Source organism: Cupriavidus sp. OV096, assembly GCF_900115455.1.
Classification (GTDB): Bacteria; Pseudomonadota; Gammaproteobacteria; order Burkholderiales; family Burkholderiaceae; genus Cupriavidus.
Map to the genome: position 1 here is coordinate 540,453 of NZ_FOWM01000004.1, position 19,106 is coordinate 559,558.

Annotated in this window: 14 protein-coding genes; 13 read left to right on the top strand and 1 reads right to left on the bottom strand. The window is 68.6% G+C overall.

All coding sequences use genetic code 11. The annotated features are described in order from the left end of the window. Positions 1-370 precede the first annotated feature (370 nt). Together BM115_RS12630 and BM115_RS12635 are read left to right on the top strand one after the other, a co-directional pair. Positions 371-1,027 carry an AAA family ATPase gene (locus BM115_RS12630; protein ID WP_092294390.1) on the top strand — a complete coding sequence of 219 codons (657 nt, stop codon included), beginning with the start codon at positions 371-373 and terminating at the stop codon, positions 1,025-1,027. A gap of 5 nt (positions 1,028-1,032) precedes the next feature. Continuing rightward, complete coding sequence (locus BM115_RS12635; protein WP_092294196.1) at positions 1,033-2,061, top strand: ParB/RepB/Spo0J family partition protein; 1,029 nt, start codon at positions 1,033-1,035, stop codon at positions 2,059-2,061. A gap of 73 nt (positions 2,062-2,134) precedes the next feature. Here BM115_RS12635 and BM115_RS12640 read toward each other — a convergent pair whose 3' ends face one another. Beyond that, positions 2,135-3,730 (bottom strand): phage integrase family protein, encoded by a 1,596-nt coding sequence (locus tag BM115_RS12640; RefSeq protein WP_092294198.1) that lies wholly within the window; start codon positions 3,728-3,730, stop codon positions 2,135-2,137. A 275-nt stretch (positions 3,731-4,005) separates the two neighbouring features. Here BM115_RS12640 and BM115_RS12645 point away from each other — a divergent pair, with 275 nt between their 5' ends. The 11 genes from BM115_RS12645 (at position 4,006) to BM115_RS12695 (ending at position 18,851) form a co-directional block, all read left to right on the top strand. Further along, positions 4,006-7,680, top strand: a complete 3,675-nt coding sequence (locus BM115_RS12645) for an autotransporter outer membrane beta-barrel domain-containing protein (RefSeq protein WP_092294200.1) — start codon at positions 4,006-4,008, stop codon at positions 7,678-7,680. A 410-nt stretch (positions 7,681-8,090) separates the two neighbouring features. Then, positions 8,091-8,981, top strand: a complete 891-nt coding sequence (locus tag BM115_RS12650) for a helix-turn-helix transcriptional regulator (RefSeq protein WP_092294202.1) — start codon at positions 8,091-8,093, stop codon at positions 8,979-8,981. Positions 8,982-9,302: 321 nt separating this feature from the next. Beyond that, entirely contained in the window at positions 9,303-9,839 is a 537-nt protein-coding gene (locus tag BM115_RS12655) for a DNA-binding response regulator (RefSeq protein ID WP_255370793.1), read from the top strand. Positions 9,840-9,937: 98 nt separating this feature from the next. Next, on the top strand, positions 9,938-10,240 hold the full coding sequence (locus BM115_RS12660; RefSeq protein ID WP_255370794.1) for a hypothetical protein: 303 nt from the start codon (positions 9,938-9,940) through the stop codon (positions 10,238-10,240). 351 nt (positions 10,241-10,591) lie between these two features. Then, the gene (locus tag BM115_RS12665) at positions 10,592-11,281 is read left to right on the top strand and encodes a phosphatase PAP2 family protein (protein WP_218158028.1); all 690 of its coding nucleotides are present in this window, start codon (positions 10,592-10,594) and stop codon (positions 11,279-11,281) included. Between the two features lie 36 nt (positions 11,282-11,317). Beyond that, positions 11,318-12,724, top strand: a complete 1,407-nt coding sequence (locus BM115_RS12670) for an undecaprenyl-phosphate glucose phosphotransferase (RefSeq protein WP_092294206.1) — start codon at positions 11,318-11,320, stop codon at positions 12,722-12,724. Between the two features lie 174 nt (positions 12,725-12,898). Beyond that, on the top strand, positions 12,899-13,141 hold the full coding sequence (locus BM115_RS12675; RefSeq protein WP_092294208.1) for an acyl carrier protein: 243 nt from the start codon (positions 12,899-12,901) through the stop codon (positions 13,139-13,141). Then, on the top strand, positions 13,141-14,334 hold the full coding sequence (locus BM115_RS12680) for an acyl-CoA dehydrogenase family protein (protein WP_092294210.1): 1,194 nt from the start codon (positions 13,141-13,143) through the stop codon (positions 14,332-14,334). Before BM115_RS12675 ends, BM115_RS12680 begins: the two co-directional genes overlap by 1 nt. A 24-nt stretch (positions 14,335-14,358) precedes the next feature. Continuing rightward, positions 14,359-15,324, top strand: a complete 966-nt coding sequence (locus BM115_RS12685; RefSeq protein ID WP_092294212.1) for an amino acid--[acyl-carrier-protein] ligase — start codon at positions 14,359-14,361, stop codon at positions 15,322-15,324. After that, positions 15,325-16,305, top strand: coding sequence for a DUF1839 family protein (locus BM115_RS12690; protein ID WP_092294214.1), 981 nt, complete (start codon positions 15,325-15,327; stop codon positions 16,303-16,305). Beyond that, positions 16,302-18,851: a glycoside hydrolase family 2 protein gene (locus BM115_RS12695; protein WP_092294216.1), complete on the top strand. Its 2,550-nt coding sequence runs from the start codon at positions 16,302-16,304 to the stop codon at positions 18,849-18,851. The genes BM115_RS12690 and BM115_RS12695 overlap by 4 nt, the downstream gene beginning before the upstream one ends. The last annotated feature ends 255 nt before the right edge of the window (positions 18,852-19,106 follow it).

Sequence of the window (19,106 nt, forward strand, 5' to 3'; positions counted from 1 at the left end):
TTCTTGTACACAACGCAAACAACCGTTCAAGCACGTTGAGGTCTCGTAGATACCGAACGGAAGCCAACGAGGTTGACACGACTTGACTCGACTGTAGCGCGCATCATAACCAGTTTGTTCTGCTGTGTCATGTGCGGGGTAATGCGCACTATCTTTACTTTAGGCGGATTCTCTGCCTCTTTTCAAGAGGAAATCTCCGCAAATTTGAGGTAGGCGGTGTTTACCCTTTCACCGTGGCGTGGAGGTATCACGCTACGAGACATAAAATTTGAATAATGAAAAATGGGTTGTAGCGCACTGCCGATTTGGCTACAGTTCCGCCTGTAGAGAACTCGTCATGTGCGCTTTCAGCGCTGAAAGTGAGGCCAGTGTGGCAGCAAAAATCATTACCGTGTTCAACCAGAAAGGCGGCTGTGGCAAGACCACGGTAAGCATGCACCTGGCTGGCACGCTGGGCCTGCGCGGCGCCCGTTCCATGCTTGTCGATATGGATGAGCAGGGCACCGCCACGCGATGGGCCGCACAGGCGACCGACGAACGCCCATTTCCCGCTTCCGTGATCGGCCTGGCGCCGTCCGGCGGCGCGATGCACCGCGAAGTCCGCAAATTCATCCACGACTACGACTACATCCTTGTCGACTGCCCGCCCGCCGTGCATTCGGCCGCGCCGTCGAGCGCGCTCCTGATTTCCGACCTCGCGATCATTCCGGTTGTCCCGTCGCCGCCTGACCTGTGGGCGGCCGTCGCAGCGAAGACGCTTGCGCAGCATGCACAGGTCCAGAATGAGACCCTGCAGATACGCGTGATGGCCAATATGGTCCAGCGACGCGTCTCGATTGCCCGCCAGGCCATCGAGATCCTGGGGGATGACGGTGATGTGCCGCTGCTGAACGCCCTGATCGGCTCCCGTTCGGCGTTCCGGGAATGCCAGGCCATTGGCTGCACCGTGCACGGTGTGCCGGGCGCCCGCGAGGCCGTGCAGGAGGTCGACATGATGGTCGACGAAATCCTGTCCCTGATCGAGTAATTCCCATGGCAACGAAACTGAAAAGCCTGAAGGCCGGCATGCTGGCCGGCATGGCGGCGGAGAAAACCCGCAACGACACGATGGATCGCTTCGCCAGGGCGGAAGCGGCGATCTCCCAGCACCCGAATGGCCTGCTCCAGACCCAGCGTCCCGAGCGTCCGGTAGTTGCCGAAATCCAAACTTTCAGCGCTGAAAGTGCGGAACCGACTGAAACGGGTCGAACGCTGATCAAGATCCCCATTGCGCAACTGCACGACAATCCTTTCAATGCGCGTCGAATTTATGATCCCGCAGTGGTCCAGGAACGTGCTGCGTCGATCGCTACGCATGGGCAGAAAACGCCCGGTCTGGCGGCGCCGGACCCGGTGCGCCCCGGGCACTACATCCTCATCGATGGTCACTATCGCAAGCGCGCCCTGGCCTCGGCCGGCAAGCTCGAGATGGAATGCTTTATCGAGAGCGACCTCAGCGACCTCGATTTCTACCGACTCTCGTTCCTGCTCAACGAGCAGCGCTCGGACCAGTCCGCACTCGACAACGCGATTGCCTGGCGGCAGTTGCTGGACGAAGGCAAGGTCCAGAAGGAGGAGGAGATCTGCGAGCTGACCGGGATGTCGGCGGGCACGGTTAACAAGACCCTGGCGCTGCTGAAGCTGCCGGACTCGGTGCTCGGCGTGATGCGTGAGCGACCGAGCGCCATCGGGATTGCCGCCGGTTACGAGCTGACGCTGTTCTGCAAGATCGCCGGCGAAGACCGCACGCGTGATCTGGCGACGCGCATCATGAACGACGGCCTGTCCAGCCGCGAGGTCGAGGCGATCCGTAAACATGCGCAGGAAGGGAAGTCGCGCAAGGTCAAGGAGATCAGCCGGCAGTACAAGATCCGGACCGAGTCGGGGCAGCTTCTGGGCACGATCAAGGAGTGGGATTCGGGCCGGGTAATGCTCGATGTTCAGCTGTCCGACCGCAATGCCCGGGAGGACCTGCTCGAGGTCCTTAAGGCACGCTTCGGATTGGATAAAACGCTACTCTGAGTTTTTTGCAGTCGCGTTCGCTAACTCATTGTTTCATCGAACATTTGGATCGCAGCAAAAGGTACGCTCGGGGTCATTTTGGGCCGTCCGGCAACGGACGCCCGGCGAGCGCCAGGAGGCGCGGCGTGAACCCAATTTCGGCCAGTTCTCGGCCCGCCGCGAAGCGCTTCCAGGTACCCCGTAGCAACTGGTCCAAACCACTCGCGGCGTAGCCCGCACCGACCTGCGCCTGCTTGGCGCGACCTCGCGCCGTGGCCGGAAATTCGCTTGGTGCGAGCAGGGCGGCGTCGGCGTTCCAGCCGGCCTCCACCTGAATCCCGCGATCGGCCCAGTGCGCGCGCAGCGCCATCCAGACGTCTTCATCGAGCCGCAAACCTGAATCTTCGGATTCATTTCGGCCCCGGGGCAGCAGCCGCGCGCCGCGTCCGGCGAGCCGGACATCCCCCAGCCGCATCGCCGGCAGTGCCGAAATCCGCACCCCGTGCCGATGCACCAGCAGCGCCGTCGCCCGTGCGGCCCGGTGTCTGGGGGAGGCCTCCACCGCCCCGAGCCATGCCAGGAAGTCATCGACAACACCGGGCGGAAGCAAATTCGAGCGATTCGTTTCGATAGATTCCGACGCAGCAACGGGTACGCCCCCGGCCGGTACAGCCGCACCGCCTTGCCGCACCCCCGCCCGCACCATCGCCCGGAGCAGGGCGCGAACCACACGCAGGGAAGCCTCGATCGAGCTCGCGCCGAGTGGTCCCTCGAACGGCCGCCAGTGCGCCCGGTCTCGGGCGCCCGCCGGGCCGCACCAGAAGGCCGCCGGCTGGGGATCCGCCAGAAAGCTGCGGTAGCGCACGAGATCATCCGTCTCCAGCCCCCGGACCGAACCACGCTGCTGGGCGACCCAGAGCAGCAGCCGCTCCGCCTCCCGTCGATAGCTCCCGGCCGTATGCGGGGAGCCGCTGTGGCGGGCTACCCAGTCCCGAATGAACCGCAGGTCATCCCCGAGCACCGCCGCGCCGGGGTCGCCAGACGATGGCGCCAGCATGTGTTCGAGCGGAACGGGTTCGCGCATCGCCGGCCCCAGCCGCTCCGGGACCAGTGCGGGTCTGCTCCGGTGTTGTGACGGCGAAAGCACATATGGCCGCACCGCCGTCGCGATCACCGACTGCTGCTGACCCAACCATCGTGTGATGACTTCGGCGGATTGCTGGCCGATGCGTGGCACGGCACGCCACCAACTACTGCCACGCTGGTTCGCCAGATCAGTCAAATCGGCGATGGTGCGCACGCCCCCCGTCGCCAGCCGGCGGGCGAGGCTGGGGCGGAACCACAGCGATACCTGATGCCCCGGCAGCGGCCGGCCCTGGCCGAGCCGCTCGATGGACGACAACGCGTCCACCCGGCGCGTCATCCCGGCGTCAGACCGCCCGCGCAGCGCCTCGAACATGGCCGCGATATCGGGCCGGTCGTGCTGGAGCGCGAACTGCACCAGCCGGTCGCGCAGCGTCAGGATGCGCTGTACCGCCTGATGCTCGGTCAGCACATCGTCATCGTCCGGATCGAGCAGGTAGCGATTGGCGATGTCCACCGGCCGCATGCCCTGGGCATACGCCCGCACCACTGCAAATTCGGTTCGAGTGAGCTTGGTAGCGGCGAGCGTGTCGGGATCCGTGCTCATGAAGAAGGGGTGGTAAGTGATTGAGTTATAACAACTTTAGCGGAGTGCCAATCCGTACCAGGCACTTTTGAATATCAAAGTGCAATGTAAATTATTTTCGATGGGAAGCCAAGGGATTTGCCCGGGATGGCCCCCTGGGCTCACCGTCTGCCGGTTTCGCTGAAACGCTTAAAACAGACCCCCAAACATTTGACTTCCGTTCTTCAGCCCAGTCTCCAGAATGAGGAAACCTCGCTGGTCAGTGTTAAGACCAAGCGGGCGAAGGGAGGCGACCCATGGTCAGCAGGCGGAGAAAGGCCGGCGTCGGCGTGGGCGCCGTGGGCGGCGTCGTTCTGGCGAGTCTGTCTCCCGCCGCGCACGGGCAGGCGGCCTGCCCGACCATCGGCACGGGGCAGGTATCCGCCACCACAGCCTGCACGGTCAGCGCTTCGGCCATCGGCACCACGGCAGCGGCGCCGGTGGCGATCACCGGCACCGGCGCCGGTGCGGATGTGACGGCGTCCGGCGTCACGCTGAGCCTCGGCGTGGCCAATGCGAACGGCGTCAACGCCTTGAGCGGGGCCCGGGTCTCGCTGACGGGCGGCGCCATCAATACCACCTCCAACGGTGCGGCGGCGGCCAGCCAGGTTGGGCTCAAGGCCGTTGGCGCGGGCTCCCGCGTGGTGGCCGATAACGTCCGGCTCAACCTGGCGCCGGCCAACTCGGTGTCGATGCAGGGCGTACGGGCCGAAGGCGGCGGGTCCGTGACGCTGACCCAATCGAACCTGACCGTGGGCGCCGCCGGCAGCGGGCGCAATTTCAACAATGGGCTTGTGGCCACCGGCGCGGGCAGCCTGATCACCGGTTCCGGCAACACCGTCGCGGTGGCGTCCAACTTCTCGAATGCCGCGCGCGCCGAACTGGGCGGCGCCATCGAGCTGTCCAGCAGCACGCTCACGGCCACCGGCACTGGCAATGCCGCGAGCGGCCCCGTGGCCGCCGCCGCCGCGGTCTCGGGCGGTCGCATTGCCATTGGCGGCAGCGGCAACCTGCTCACCGGCGGGCCGGCGACGATGGCGCACGGCGTGTTCGTGTCGGGCACCGGCTCCTCGGCCACCATCGACCAGGCTACGATCCGTGCCAGCGGCAACAATTCCGCGGGGGTCGCGGTCGACCTGGGCGGCATTGCGACCCTGACGAACAGCACGGTCAGCGCGCCGACCTATCGCGGCGTGTCGGTCACTGGCAACAGCGACGCCATGCTGACCGACGTCTCGGTCGATAGCGCGGGCAGTGCCGCCATCGCGCTGGGCTCCGGCTCGCGCATGTCGATCACGCGCGGCACCCTCAGCAGTGGCGGGCAGGTGCCCACGGTGAATGTCGGCGGCGTGGGCTCGACCTTGACCACCGAGGGCGTGGCGATCGTCTCCACGGGCAGCGCCAACGCACCCGGCATCGCTATCACCCAGGACGGCCTGGCGACGATCAACGGCGGCACGGTCGATACCTTCGGCACCACGGCCCGCGCCCAGCGCGTGAAGGGCGTCACGGCCGCCTTGCCCAATGCGCGGCTCGTGACCAATGGCCTCGCCATCCACAACCGGGGCGACGAGGCGATTGGCGTGGCCGCCGACGATGGCGGCACGATCGAGATCAACCAGACCTCAGTACTCACCGACGGCCGCAACGGCATCGGTGTCTACGCGGGGGTGGACCCGCTCAAGCCCAACGTGGCAACGGTGGTAGCCACGGCGTCCCACATCGAGACGATGGGCGAGATCGCCCACGGCGCGCTGGCGCAGGCGCGTACCGTGCTCGACGTGCCCGCGCGGGTCTCCCTGACGAATGGCACCACCGTCATCACGCACGGCACGGGCGCGATGGGGCTGCGCGCCGTGTCGAAAGGCCGGGTCGAGGCGCTGTCCGGGTCCAGCGTGACGACCGAAGGGGCCGCCGCGCATGGCGCCTTTGCGCGCAACGCGCTGAGCCTCGTCCTGATCGATAACGCCACCGTGAGCACCAGCGGCGTGGGCGCGCACGGCGCCGTGGCGCTGGACGCCGGCCAGGTCAGCGGCAACCGGGCGACCGTGACCGCCAGCAACGCGGACGCCGCCGCGCTCTACGTGGCCGGCTACAACGACACGTTCACCGCGCAGGTGCCCACCGGCGCGGATTTCACCGCCTCCGTGCTGACCAGCCGGAGCGGCCCGGCCATCGCCGTGGCCGGGCCGGGCACCGTGACGTTGGCCGGCTCGACGGTTTCGGGCGTCGAGTGGCTCCGCGTCGGCTCGATCGGGGACTTTCCGACGCTGCCGCCGCCCGAGGCCCCCATCGCCCGGCCGGAGCCGCTGCCGTCCGTCGACGATCCCTCAACCCCGCCGTCCGATTCGGTCGCGCCGCTCGCAGCCCCCCTGCCAGCGATCAAAAAGCCCCTGGCCGTGGGCGATGTCGCCACCGTCGATGTCTCGGCCTCAACGCTGACCGGGGCGGCGACCACGCTACCGGGCACCACGTCCATCGTCACCCTGCGCGACCAGACCACGTGGCACCTCACCGGCAACTCGACGCTGACCACGCTCACCAACGCCGCGAGCCAGATCCTGTTCACGCCGCCGTCGGCGGGCACGTTCAAGACGCTGACGGTGAACACCTACACGGGCGCCGCGGGCGGCATCGGCCTGAACACGGTGCTGGCCGGCGACAACGCACCGTCGGACAGGCTCGTCATCGACACCGGCACCGCGTCCGGCACCACCGGGCTGACGATCACCAACGCCGGCGGCACCGGCGCGATCACGCAGCGCGATGGCATCCTGGTCGTCGATGCCGTCAACGGCGGCACCACCGCTCCCGGCAGCTTCGCGCTGGCCCGCCGCGCCGTGGCCGGCCCCTATGAGTACCGCCTGTACCGGGGCAGCCTGGACGGCAGTCAGGCCGATGCCTGGTACCTGCGCTCCGAGCGCGATCCGTCACCCGATCCGCCCCCGCCGGGGCCGCCCACGCCAGGGCAGGCGCTGTTCCGCCCCGAGGTGGCCGCCTATCTCGCCAACCAGCGCCTGGCCGGGCAGATGTTCGTGCACAGCCTGCACGACCGCCTGGGCGAGCCGCAGTACGTGGAAGGCCAGCCGTTCGACAAGGCCGAGGACAAGCCGCGCTCGGGATGGCTGCGCGTGGTCGGCAAATGGGAAGGCAGCCGCAGCCAGGACGGCAATTTCAAGGTCGATACCGACAGCTTCCTGCTGCACGGGGGCGCGGAATTCGCCAAATGGAAGGTGGCGAGTGAGGAAGACCGCCTGCATCTGGGGCTGATGGGCAGCTACGGCTATGCCAGCAGCGACGCGAAGGCGGCCGGCAACCCGGCGTCCGCCAGCGGCAAGGTGGAGGGCTTCAGCGTGGGCGCGTACGGCACCTGGTACCAGAACGACGAACGCAAGCTCGGTACCTATATAGATACGTGGTTCCAGTACGGCTGGTTCGACAACAAGGTCGAAGGCGACACCCTGCCCACCGTGAAGTACCACGCGCAGGGCTGGGCGGTCTCGGGCGAACTGGGCTACGCCGTGCCGCTGCGCCACGACTGGGTGATCGAGCCGCAGGGGCAGCTGATCTACGTCGACTACCGCGAACACGACATTACCGAGCCCAACGGCACGCGTATCGCGGGTGCCGACTCCACCGGCCTCATCACGCGGCTCGGCGTGCGGCTGCATCGCACCTATGTCCGTGCGGACGCGCGCAAGTGGCAGCCGTACGTGACTGTGAACTGGTGGCATACCAGCACGGACAGCAGCGTCCGCTTCAACGAGGTGCCGCTCGGCACGCTGTATCCGTCGAATCGCTATGAATTGAAGCTGGGGCTCAACCTGTCGATCTCGACGCGCTGGACCGGCTGGGCCAACGTGTCGGGCGCCTGGGGGGCGCAAAGTTTCCACCAGTATGCGGCCCGGATCGGGGCGAAATATACGTGGTGAGCGCGGGTGTCATACATGTGATGTATGGCAAACACCCGCTGTAAAAGTGCTTGATGAGGCATTTTGTGCCGCAAGCAGCCTAGGCAAAAACCCAACACGGGAAAACCCCCGCAATGCAGCATTCGCTTGCAATCACTCCGCGTGCTTCCTATGCTGAACACCAGAATTCAATTTAATTTGAATCTGAGTTGCGAAGCATCTAACGCGTGTCATACGCGAAACGGGGCGGTAGGCATCCTCCGAGGGAGGGCCGGGCAGGACAGCAGCGAGCCAGGACGGGAAACGCTGCGAGGCTCAGGAGGCGATACCTATCGTATGGGCGTGCAGCCGTGCCAAAAGCGGAGCATGTCCAATCAGCGCGCAGTGGATTGTACGCGGCATCCGCGCGCGCCAATAAGAAGTGAGCGGCCATGGCCACCATCCTGTTGCTCGAGCCACATCCTTTGCTCCGCCTTGGGCTGCGCCACCTGTTGGCACAGGCGCATGTTCCCGGCGATCTCGTCGATATCGACCCCCAGTCCCTGCATGAACCGGATCCCTGGACGCACCACGCCGATCTGCTGATCTATGGCCTGCCCGCCGATGCGGAAGCCGGCTGGCTTGGCCTCGCCGGCCTGTGCCAGCGGCTGGAGCCGCAACGCGTGCTGGTGCTGGCCGAACACGTGCCGGCGCCGCTGCCCGAATTCGGCCTGCCCGAGACCGTGCGCGGCCTGCTGGCGAAAGCCTGCTCCGCCGAGGCGCTCGAAGCCGCCATCCGCCTGGTGCTGGCCGGGGGCGAATGCTTCCCGTCGCAGCTCCCGGTCATGCGTGGCGCCGAGCCGGCTGCCCATCCGTACGCCCAACTGGGCGGCGAGCATGCCCACGCCGCGCCGGTGCCGGTGCCGGTGCCCGCAGCCTACGCCGACGGCCGCGACAGCCGCCATGCCGCCGCGCCGATCGTCGTGCCGCTGCACGGTGTGCCGAGCCACGGCCCGCAGTCGCACGCCACGCCGCTGGAAACCCCGACGGCAGGCGCCCATCTGCTCAATATCACCGAGCGACAGTACGAAGTGCTGGCCCTGCTCGCGCGCGGCTATCCGATCAAGACCGTCAGCCGGCTGCTCAATATCTCGGTGGCCACGGCGAAGACCCATGCATGCACGCTTTATCAGCGGCTGCACGTGCGCAACAAGGGCGAGGCGGTCTACGTCGCGCTCCAGCGCGGCGCCACGCTGAACTGGCAAGGGCCGACGGTCACCGCGCCGGCCTCGATCCGCCCGTCCGCCGTCCTGCAGTCCCGGGAGGCCTGTGAGGCCGCCTGAGCGCGGTCGCGCAGCCATCCGCTCGCGTCCCCCTTCTGCCGGCCCGCCCTCATCCGAAAGCATGAGGCGGTGACCGGCTGCGGTTGCTAGCTTTATTGCAGGCCGATTTGCAGACCCATTGCGGACGGCGTCACCCGACGCACGCCGCCACCGTCATCCATCCCCAGCCTGCCATCTGTGCCTTCCCGGCTGCGCCTGCCGCGCGGGTAGGTCGCGTGTGCCCAATCGGCACGCGTTCAGTGAACCGACGTCCGATAACCGTCGCGCCAGCGGTGACCCACGCCGCGCCGCGCAGACGTCCAACATGCCCGATCTCTGTCGATGACGACCTACCTGATCGCCAGCAACGAAATGATGTGCCGCATCCTCGCCAGACGCATGGAGGGGCAGGACATCTCCATGCCCGTGCGATGGCACGCGCCTGACTGGCTGCTCGATACCCCGGACCCGGAGGCGCGCGCCGCCTCCATCGACAATCCGGACGCCTCCGAGACCGTGCCGGACGCCCCGGTGGACATGGCCATCGTCGACTGCAGCGGCGTGGAGGGCGACCCCCGCGCGCTGCTGGACCGCGTGCGCGAGCGGCTGGCCCCGCATCGCTGGCTCGTGTTGTCCGATTCGCTCGATGCCGCGCTGATGGTCTACGCCGCGCAGATCGGCGCCAGCGGCTGCCTGGCCGTGCCCGCCCCGATCGAACTGGTCTGTGCCGCCGCCGCGCTGGTCTGGGCCGGCGGCCAGTGCTTCCCGCGCGCGGCCCTGGCGCTGCTGCGCGCCCAGCCGCGCCATGCCGGCACCGCGCCCGTCTCCCACCTCTACCCCCACCCCCACTCCGCTGACGGCACTACGGCAACCGGATGAAGGCGCGGCCGCGTCGCGCGACCTATGCTTGCGAGAAGTCCACGGTCTGAAGCCGGTGCCTTTGAGAGGCCGGCCGCCGTGGCGACGCAGGGGGTCGTATGGAACACGGAGTCAATATCCTGGTCGTGCATGGCTTTGCCGTGCGCGAGGGCCGGGGCAAGTGGGCATGTTGTTTCGAGATTCGGCTCGCCATCGCAGGAGGCGGGCCGTTGTTGTTTCGGGGCGAGCTGCACGGCCGGTGCTTCGCCACCGAGGCGGCCGCCGTCCTCGCCGCGTGCGAGTTCGGCGAGCGGGAGGCCACCCGGCACATGGCCACCGCGCGCGCGATGATCGCGGCGGACGACGACGAGGCGTCGCGCCAAAAAAGAAGCCCGCCGACCGGGGGACCATGCGGGCTTTGAAATGGCGCCGTCCTGGACGTGCGCCATTCATGTGACGATAGCCAAACGCCGGCAACGGGCGTATTGGCCAGAAGCATCACGCGCCGCATGGGGCGCACGCCCCGGTCACCGGGCCTCCACCTTCCCGCGCAAACGCATGCCCCGCGCCGGGCGCGCGCCCGCCGCTGGCACGCCGCGCGGCACCGTCTCCACCTTCTGGCTGGTTGAGGCGGCTGAACATTGCGTCGCACACTGCGGGCGCGACGGTGCGAACCTCCGTCAGCCGGCCTAACCCCGTCATCCTTTTCTGTGAGCTGCCGCACCATGTCTGTCTGGCCCCTTGTCTCCCGCGTTGGCGAAAGCGCACTGCTCATGCCCTGCGCGCTCGTCGTGTTCGCGTGGCTGCAGTCGGGCCGCGCCCCGCACGACCGCGACAACGCCATGCGCTGGGCACTCACGTTCGGCGGCGCCGTGGCGCTGGTCGTGGCCAGCAAGCTGGCCTTCATGGGCTGGGGCATCGGCAGCCGCGCCTTCGACTTCACCGGCATCTCCGGGCACAGCACGATGGCCGCCGCCGTGCTGCCGGTGCTGGCGCGGCTGCTGGTGCCGGAGCGCCATCGCGTGATGGCGGTGGTGGCCGTGGCAGTGAGCGTGGCGGTTGCCATCGTGGTGGGCGTGTCGCGGCTGGCGCTGGAGGTACATTCGCCGGCCGAGATCGTGGCCGGGCTGGCGCTGGGCTTCGGCGCGAGCGCCAGCTTCCTGGTCTGGTCCGCCCGGCCGCTGCGCGCCGCGCCGCGCGTGGTGGCGGGCGTCGTGCTGCTGCTGGCGCTGGCGGCGCCGCATCCGTCGGTGAGCCTGCCGACGCATGGCATGCTCGAGCGCATCGCCAGCCATCTCGCCGGGCGGGAGGAGCCCTACCGGCGCGGCGAATGGCACGATGGGCTGGGTGGGCACGGCAGGCATGAAGCGCGACAGGGACACGCTGCCGCGCTGACCGGCGACGCCGCGCGCTGTGTGCGCCACCAAACAGACCCGCCCGCCCGGCAGCACGACGATACCTGACAGGGTGGCCCGCTCCGCCCCGGCAGGAGAACCAACATGTCAGCAGTGCGCGCCTTCGTCGCTGGGCGACAGGGAACCTTCCAGTACCTGTACCGCGCGACCGACGCCCTCGTCATCGGCGCCACCGGCTTTGCCATCGGCGAACTGGTCTTCCCCGAAGGCCTGCGCGGCGCCGCGCCGGTCCATGGCTTCCTGACCGCCTTCTGCGCGCTGGGCGCGCTGCTGATCTTTCCCGCCTGCGGCCTGTACGGGTCCTGGCGCGGACGCAGCAAGGCCGGGCTGGCCGTGCGCGTGCTGGCGGCCTGGAGCGTGGTCTGCCTGCTGGCGCTGGTGTCCGCCTTCCTGCTGCACCAGGTGGCTGGCGTGTCGCGGCTGTGGTCGGTGCTCTGGGTGGCGTGGTCGGCGGTCGGGCTGGTGAGTTCGCGCGTGGTGCTCTACGGCACCCTGAGCAGCGTGCGCCAGCAGGGCATCAACGCCAAGCGCGTGGTGATCCTCGGCTACGGGCCGCTCGGGCACGACATGTTCCGCCGCGTGGCGCAGATTCCGGGCGCTGGCTACGAGGTGGTGGGCATCTACGACGAAGCCGGCACCGACGACCTCCCCGAAGGCGTGGCCCCGCTGCGCTCGCTCGATCAGGTCTGCACCTTCGTACACGCCCACCGCGTGCGCGAGATCTGGCTGACGCTGCCGATGGCGGCCTGCCGCGACCTCTACGACGTGGTCTTCCACTTCCGCAACGATCTTGTCGATATCCGCTGGGTGCCGGACATCATGTCCGTCGAGCTGCTCGGCCATCGCTTCTCCGAATTCATGGGCCTGCCCGTGATCGACCTCAACAGCCCGCCCGACTCGGGCGTGACCGGCCTGGTCAAGGCCAGCTTCGACCGCGTGTTCGCGCTGGCCGTGCTGCTCGGGTTGTCGCCGCTGCTGCTCGCCATTGCCCTCGCCGTGCGGCTGTCCTCGCCGGGTCCGGTCCTGTTCCGGCAGGCGCGGCTCGGCATGGACGGCCAGCCGTTCCACGTCTTCAAGTTCCGGTCGATGGTGGCGCACACCGATGCCGGCGTGACGCAGGCCGCGCCCGGCGACCCCCGCGTGACGCGCGTGGGCGCCTTCCTGCGCCGCACCAGCCTGGACGAGCTGCCGCAGTTCCTGAACGTGCTGCGCGGCGAGATGTCCGTGGTCGGCCCACGCCCGCACGCCATCGAGCACAACGAGCTCTACAAGGAGATCGTGGACCGCTACATGCTGCGCCACCGCGTGAAGCCCGGCATCACGGGCTGGGCGCAGATCAACGGCTGCCGGGGTCGCACCGACACGGTGGAGAAAATGCGCCGGCGTACCGAGTTCGACATCTTCTACATCCGCAATTGGTCCTTCGTCCTGGACCTCCGCATCATCGGCCACACCGCCGTCTACGGCTGGACCGGCCGGGACGCCTACTGACGGCTGACCCGGCGCGGCAATGTGACCTGTCGCGCGTGCCCCGGGGAGTTTGTTGGACACCGCACCGAAGCCGTGCCCCCGCTGCGGCCCAATGGCACCGTGAGCAGGAACCGATCCTAAACAGGCGCCCGCCACGGCCGCCGCCACACCTGCCTTCTGACCAGGAGATATGCCATGAAGGAAACCATCCGACAGATCCTTGCCGAAGTGGCCCGCCTCGACGTCCCCATCGAGACGCTGGACGATCAGGCCGACCTCTACCAGGCGGGCCTGTCGTCGCTGGCCACGGTGCACGTGATGCTGGCCATCGAGAACGCGTTCAACATCGAGATTCCGGATCACATGCTGACCCGCCAGCTCTTCAAGAGCGTGAACTCGCTCGCGGCGGCGGCCTCGCAACTGCAGGAGGCTGCGTGATGAACCCCGTTCTCGCCGCGGTGGACCAGGCGTCGCCGCATCCCGCACCGGCGGACCCCGCCGCCCTGATCGCCGCCGCCCAGGCTGCCGCCGCCGTCGCCGCCACGCATGCCGATGCGGTGGACCGCGACGCGCGCTTCCCGGATGAAGCCTTCGTCACGCTGCGCGAGCACGGCCTGCTCGGCGCGATGATCCCGACGCACCTCGGCGGCGCCGGCGCCACGCTCGATACCGTGGCCGCCATCTGCCGCGTGCTGGGCGGCGCCTGTGCCGCCACCGGCATGGTCTACGCGATGCACCAGATCCAGGTGGCGTGCGTGCTCGAGCACGGCACGGGCAGCCCGTGGCACGAGGGCCTGCTGTCCCGCGTGGCGGGCGAGCAGCTGCTGTTGGCCTCGGCCACCTCGGAGGAAGCCATCGGCGGCGCGCTGCGCAACAGCGGCTGCGCGGTCAACGCCGAGGGCGAGCGCTTCCACCTGCTCAAGATGGCGCCGACGATCTCGTACGGCGCGCACGCGGACGGCATCCTGATCACCGCACGCCGCAGCGCCGACGCCGCGCCGTCCGACCAGGTGCTGGTCTGCGCGCTGAAGGCTGACTACACGCTGCAGAGCCTGAACACCTGGGACACGCTCGGCATGCGCGGCACCTGCAGCAACGGCTTCCGCCTCGAAGCGGCGGGCGACGTGGCGCAGATCCTGCCGGTGCCGTTCGGCCAGATTGCCGACGAGACCATGACGCCGGTGTCGCACATCGTCTGGAGCGCACTCTGGCTCGGCATTGCCGGCGATGCCGTGCAGCGCGCCAAGACCTTCTTCCAGGGCCAGGCGCGCGCGCGTCCGGGCTCGATGCCGCCGTCCGCACCGCGCGTGGCGGAGGCCGTGAGCCTGCTCCAGATGATCGAGGCCCGGCTGGACCTCGCGCTCGCCCACCAGCGCGCGCGGCATGTGGCCCAGGGGGTGTCGTCCTTCACCCTGGCCGCCGAGATGAACGGGCTGAAGACGGCCGTCTCCACCATGGCGCTCGAAGTCGTGCAGCAGGCCATGCTGGTCTGCGGCATGGCCGGCTACAAGCACGGCACGCCGTTCAGCCTGGGGCGCCATCTGCGCGACCTGTGGTCGGCGCCGCTGATGATCAACAACGATCGCATCCTGTCCAACACGGCCAACCTGCTGCTGGCCGACCGGACCTGAGAGAAGTCGAAACAAGGAGCTTCCATGGACGCCCAAACCGTAACGGCAGACGCGCAGGCCATCGGCGGAGCCGGTGGCAGCGCGGCTGCGCCCACCTTCCTCGAGCAGCTGACCGAGGCCGGGCTGCTGATTCCCAGCGGCGTGCTCGGGCTGTATGGCCGTAGCGAGACCTTCGAGGCCATCGCCGAAAGCCTCAACCGCATGGTGATGCGGCTGGGCGCGGATCACCATGCCGAGACGCTGCGCTTCCCGCCGGCCATCGGCCAGCACGACTTCGAGACCAGCGAGTACCTGAAGAGCTTTCCGCAGCTCGCCGGCACCATCCACAGCTTCTGCGGCGACGACCGCGGCCATCGCCGCCTGCTGGCCCGGCTCGAGGACAAGGAAGACTGGACCGACCAGCAGCAGCCCACCGGCGTGGTGCTGACGCCGGCCGCCTGCTATCCGGTGTATCCGGTCGTCGCGCGGCGCGGGCCGCTGCCGCCCGAGGGCAAGATCATCAACGTGATGTCCTACTGCTACCGGCACGAGCCGTCGCTGGAGCCCACCCGCATGCAGCTGTTCCGCCAGCACGAATACGTGTGCATCGGCTCGCCCGAGCAGATCATCGCGTTCCGCCAGTTGTGGATGGAGCGCGGCCAGGCCGCCGTGCAGGCGCTGGGCCTGCCGATGGAGGTGGAGGTGGCCAACGACCCGTTCTTCGGGCGCGGCGGCAAGATCGTGGCGGACAGCCAGCGCGAGCTGAAGCTCAAGTTCGAGTTGCTGATTCCGGTGAACGACGGGCTGGGGCCCACCGCCTGCATGAGCTTCAACTATCACATGGACCACTTCGGCGCGCTGTGGGGCATCCGCACCGCCGATGGCGGCACGGCGCACACCGGCTGCGTGGGTTTTGGCATCGAGCGTCTCACCTTGGCGCTGCTCAAGCATCACGGGCTGGATCCGGCCCGTTGGCCGCAGTCGGTACGGGAAACGCTCGGAGGCCAGTAAATGTACGGTGACGGCAGGCTTCGGCCGCGGGGCGGCCCGGCATTGCATGGTGGCAATCCGGTGTGGGCACACGCCAATCGCCATATCGATCTCTGGGTCGAGCTGCTGCATGGATGGGAGCTGGAGCCCGTGGCGGCCCTGCCGTTCGCCGTGACACAGGATTTCGAGGGCGACCAGTTCACGCTGTCGAGCTTTCCGCCTGGGGATCTTGAGCGCCTGTACGGCATCCACACCAATGAGCTGTCCACCTACGACAAGCTCGAGACCCACGTGGCCGCGCAGACCTGCCGGGGCAACGTGGTGCTGCTCGAAGTGGACGGCTTCTACCTGCCGCAGCCGCCCAATGCCTACCGCCGCCAGCACACGCGCTCGGCCATCGGCATCGACGTGCTGGTACCGGAGGCCAATGCCGTGGGCTTCTATCATGGCGATGGCTACCACACGGCCAGCGGGGACGACTACACGGCCATCTTCCGTCAGGCGACCATCGCCCCCGAGTGGGAGGCGCCCGCGTTCCCCCATGCCGAGGTCGTGCGCCGGCGCTTTCCGGCGCAGGCGGGGGAGGCGCTGGTCGCGGCCTCGCTGGAACTGCTGCGGCACCACCTGGCCTGCCGGCCCCGCCAGAACCCGATCACCGCGTTCCGCAGCGCGTTTCCCGCGCACCTGGAGCAGCTGATGGCGCGCGGCGAGCCCAACTTCCAGGTCTACGCGGCCAGCGTGCTGCGGCAGCTTGGCGCGAACTTCGAGCTGCTGGGGCGCTACCTGCGCTGGCTCTCGGAACACGGCCAGCCGCTGCCAGACGCCATCTGCGAAGCCTGCTACACGATGGCGTCCGAGGCGATGGTGATGCAGTTCCGCCTGATGCGCGCCGTCATCAGCCACAAGCCGGACCCGTGCCAGGACTGCCTCGACCAGCTCGAACTGTCGTACGAAGGCACCGTGCCGGCGCTGGCCGCTTATTTCGGGGAGACCGTCTCATGACTGCGCGTGATCCGGAACCGGCGCTGCAACCTGTCCTGTGGTCCGGCGTGGCCGTGGGCGATGCGCGGCTGGAGGGCGACTGGACCTTCCTGGAGACGCTGGCCGGCGCGGCCACGCATCCCCGTGAACTGGGCGAGGACGGGCACTGGCTGCCCGCGCCGGTGCCGGGCACGGTGGCCAGCGCGCTGCGCGCCGCCGGCCGGTGGGACGAGTCCGCCCCGCCCCCGCTGCACCAGCACGACTACTGGTACCGGCTCCACTTCGCCGGCAGTGGCCGCCGCGTGCTCCGCTGCAACGGGCTGGCGACGCTGGCCGAAGTCTGGCTCAACGGCGTGCAGGTGCTCACCACGCGCCATATGTTCGTGGCGCACCAGGTGGCGGTGCAACTCCAGGGTGCGGACAACGTGCTCCATATCTGCTTCCGCGCGCTGCATCCGTGGCTGCGCACGCAGCGCGGCGCGGTGCGCTGGAAGCCGCGCATGATCCAGCCGCCCACGCTGCGCGCGGTGCGCACCACGCTGCTCGGCCATATGCCCGGTTGGTGCCCGCCCGTGCACGCGGTGGGCCCGTGGCGCGACATCGAACTGCTGCACCCCGAAGGCGCGGACGTCGTGCATGGCGCGCGCGCCGTGCTGGCCGGTCATCTCGATGGCCGCGACGGCGTGGTGGCACTGCAACTCCACTTTCCCGGCCCGGCGCCGATGCAGGGCAGCTTCCGGGCCGAAGGGTCCGATGGCGGGGTCTGGCAGGGCGAACTGCGCCGTGTGGGCGCGCATTCGCTGGCCGGCACCCTGCGCGTGCCCGATGCCCGGCGCTGGTGGCCCCATACCCACGGCGAGCCGGCGCTGTATCGCGTGCAGGCCGAAGTGGGTGGCCATGCCATCCCCTGCGGCCAGACCGGCTTCCGCACCATCACCGAAGATCGCGACGGCGAGCCCGGCGCGTTTGCGCTGCGCGTGAACGGCGAGCGCGTGTTCTGCCGGGGCGCCTGCGTCTCCAGCCACGACCTGCCGGGCCTGGCCGACACCGACGACGCCGTGGCCAACTGGCTGCGGCTGGCGCGCGATGCCGGCGCCAACATGGTCCGCGTCAGCGGCGTGACCTGCTATCCCGGCGAAGCGTTCTACCGCCAGTGCGATGCCCTCGGCCTGATGGTCTGGCAGGACTTCATGTTCGCCAATTTCGACTATGGCAGCGAGACCAGCGCGTCGCCGGCCCTGATGGACGACGCCGCGCGCGAGGTCGCCCAGTGGCTGGCCGGCACGCGCGCCCATGCCAGCCTCGCCGTGCTCTGCGGCGGCAGCGAGGCCGAGCAGCAGGCGGCCATGCTCGGCACGCCGCGCGGCGCGTGGCGCCAGCCGCTGTTCGACACCCTGATTCCCGCGCTCGTGGCCGAGCATCGTCCCGATGTGGTCTATGTGCGCAATTCGCCCAGCGAAGGCGCCTGGCCGTTCCAGCCCGATACCGGCATCACGCACTACTACGGCGTGGGCGCCTACCAGCGCCCGCTGGCCGATGCCCGGCTGGCCAACGTGCGCTTCACGTCCGAGTGCCTGGCCTTCGCCAACGTGCCGTGCGCGCGCACGCTGACCGAGGCGGGGCTCTCGCAGCCGCTGCACGACCCGCGCTGGAAGGCGCGCGTGCCGCGCGACGCCGGTTCCGCCTGGGATTTCGAGGACATCCGCGATTTCTACCTGCGGGCGCTGTACGAGGTCGATCCGCCCCGCCTGCGCTACGAGCAGCCGGCGCGCTACCTCGCGCTCTCGCGCGCCGTGGTGGCCGAGATCATGACCGACGTCTTCAGCGAATGGCGCCGCGCCGGCTCCACCTGCATGGGCGGGCTGGTCTGGCAACTGCAGGACCTGTTGCCGGGCGCCGGCTGGGGCATCGTCGATGCCCGGGGCCGGCCGAAATCGGCCTGGCATGCGCTGCGGCAGGTCTGGCAGCCGCTCCAGGTGCTGATCACCGACGAGGGCCTGAACGGGCTGCACGTGCACGTGGTCAACGAATCGGCCACGCCGCGCACCGTGCAACTGACCTTCCGCTGCCTGCGCGATGGCGAAATCGCCACCGTCCACGCCACGCAAACGCTCACGCTGGCCCCGCGCGAGACGCGCCGGCTCGTCGCGGCGGAACTCATCGATCACTTTTTCGATTTCACCTACGCCTACCGCTTCGGCCCGCCCGCGCACGACGTCGTCCTGGCCACCCTGCACGACCCCGCGGACAGCAACGCGTTGCTCAGCCAGGCGGCGTATTTGCCGGACCGCCGCGCCGCCGCGCTGCGCGCGCCAGGGTTGAGTGCGCAGGCGGAACAGTTGGAGGGCGTGTGGTGGCTGACCGTCAGCGCGCAGCGCTTTGCACGCTGGGTGCACATCGAGGACCATGCGTACCGCCCGGAGCAGGACTGGTTCCACCTTGGACCGGGGGAATCGCGGCGTATCCGCCTGATGAATGAGGCAGGGGGAGGGGGCGGGTCGGACGCCATTCCTTCAGGCGAGATCTCCGCCCTGAACGCCGAGCGCCCGCTCTCCTACGACGCCTGATCTCATCCTCTCAACCCCTGCCCGCTGCGCCATATGCGGCGCGGCAGGGCGGCATATCCGCCGGGTCCGGCCCGTCGCGCGTCATCCCCGCGTCATCCCCGCCTCTCCGCCGTTTGTATCCTCCTTCCCTCCCAAAGCATGACCGCCGCACCAACCGTCTGCCTACTGTCGATTCTGATCTGCATGGCCCTTAATAGAGTCAACAACGAGATAGCAAAACCGGGGCCCGCGAGGTGCCGGGGGTAAAGAGGGTGG

Bases quoted from the DNA above. Each gene is read 5' to 3' on its own strand.
- BM115_RS12635 (WP_092294196.1), top strand. From the start codon at position 1,033: ATGGCAACGAAACTGAAAAGCCTGAAGGCCGGCATGCTGGCCGGCATG.
- BM115_RS12640 (WP_092294198.1), bottom strand. From the start codon at position 3,730: ATGAGCACGGATCCCGACACGCTCGCCGCTACCAAGCTCACTCGAACC.
- BM115_RS12645 (WP_092294200.1), top strand. From the start codon at position 4,006: ATGGTCAGCAGGCGGAGAAAGGCCGGCGTCGGCGTGGGCGCCGTGGGC.
- BM115_RS12650 (WP_092294202.1), top strand. From the start codon at position 8,091: ATGGCCACCATCCTGTTGCTCGAGCCACATCCTTTGCTCCGCCTTGGG.
- BM115_RS12655 (WP_255370793.1), top strand. From the start codon at position 9,303: ATGACGACCTACCTGATCGCCAGCAACGAAATGATGTGCCGCATCCTC.
- BM115_RS12660 (WP_255370794.1), top strand. From the start codon at position 9,938: ATGGAACACGGAGTCAATATCCTGGTCGTGCATGGCTTTGCCGTGCGC.
- BM115_RS12665 (WP_218158028.1), top strand. From the start codon at position 10,592: ATGCCCTGCGCGCTCGTCGTGTTCGCGTGGCTGCAGTCGGGCCGCGCC.
- BM115_RS12670 (WP_092294206.1), top strand. From the start codon at position 11,318: ATGTCAGCAGTGCGCGCCTTCGTCGCTGGGCGACAGGGAACCTTCCAG.
- BM115_RS12675 (WP_092294208.1), top strand. From the start codon at position 12,899: ATGAAGGAAACCATCCGACAGATCCTTGCCGAAGTGGCCCGCCTCGAC.
- BM115_RS12680 (WP_092294210.1), top strand. From the start codon at position 13,141: ATGAACCCCGTTCTCGCCGCGGTGGACCAGGCGTCGCCGCATCCCGCA.
- BM115_RS12685 (WP_092294212.1), top strand. From the start codon at position 14,359: ATGGACGCCCAAACCGTAACGGCAGACGCGCAGGCCATCGGCGGAGCC.
- BM115_RS12690 (WP_092294214.1), top strand. From the start codon at position 15,325: ATGTACGGTGACGGCAGGCTTCGGCCGCGGGGCGGCCCGGCATTGCAT.
- BM115_RS12695 (WP_092294216.1), top strand. From the start codon at position 16,302: ATGACTGCGCGTGATCCGGAACCGGCGCTGCAACCTGTCCTGTGGTCC.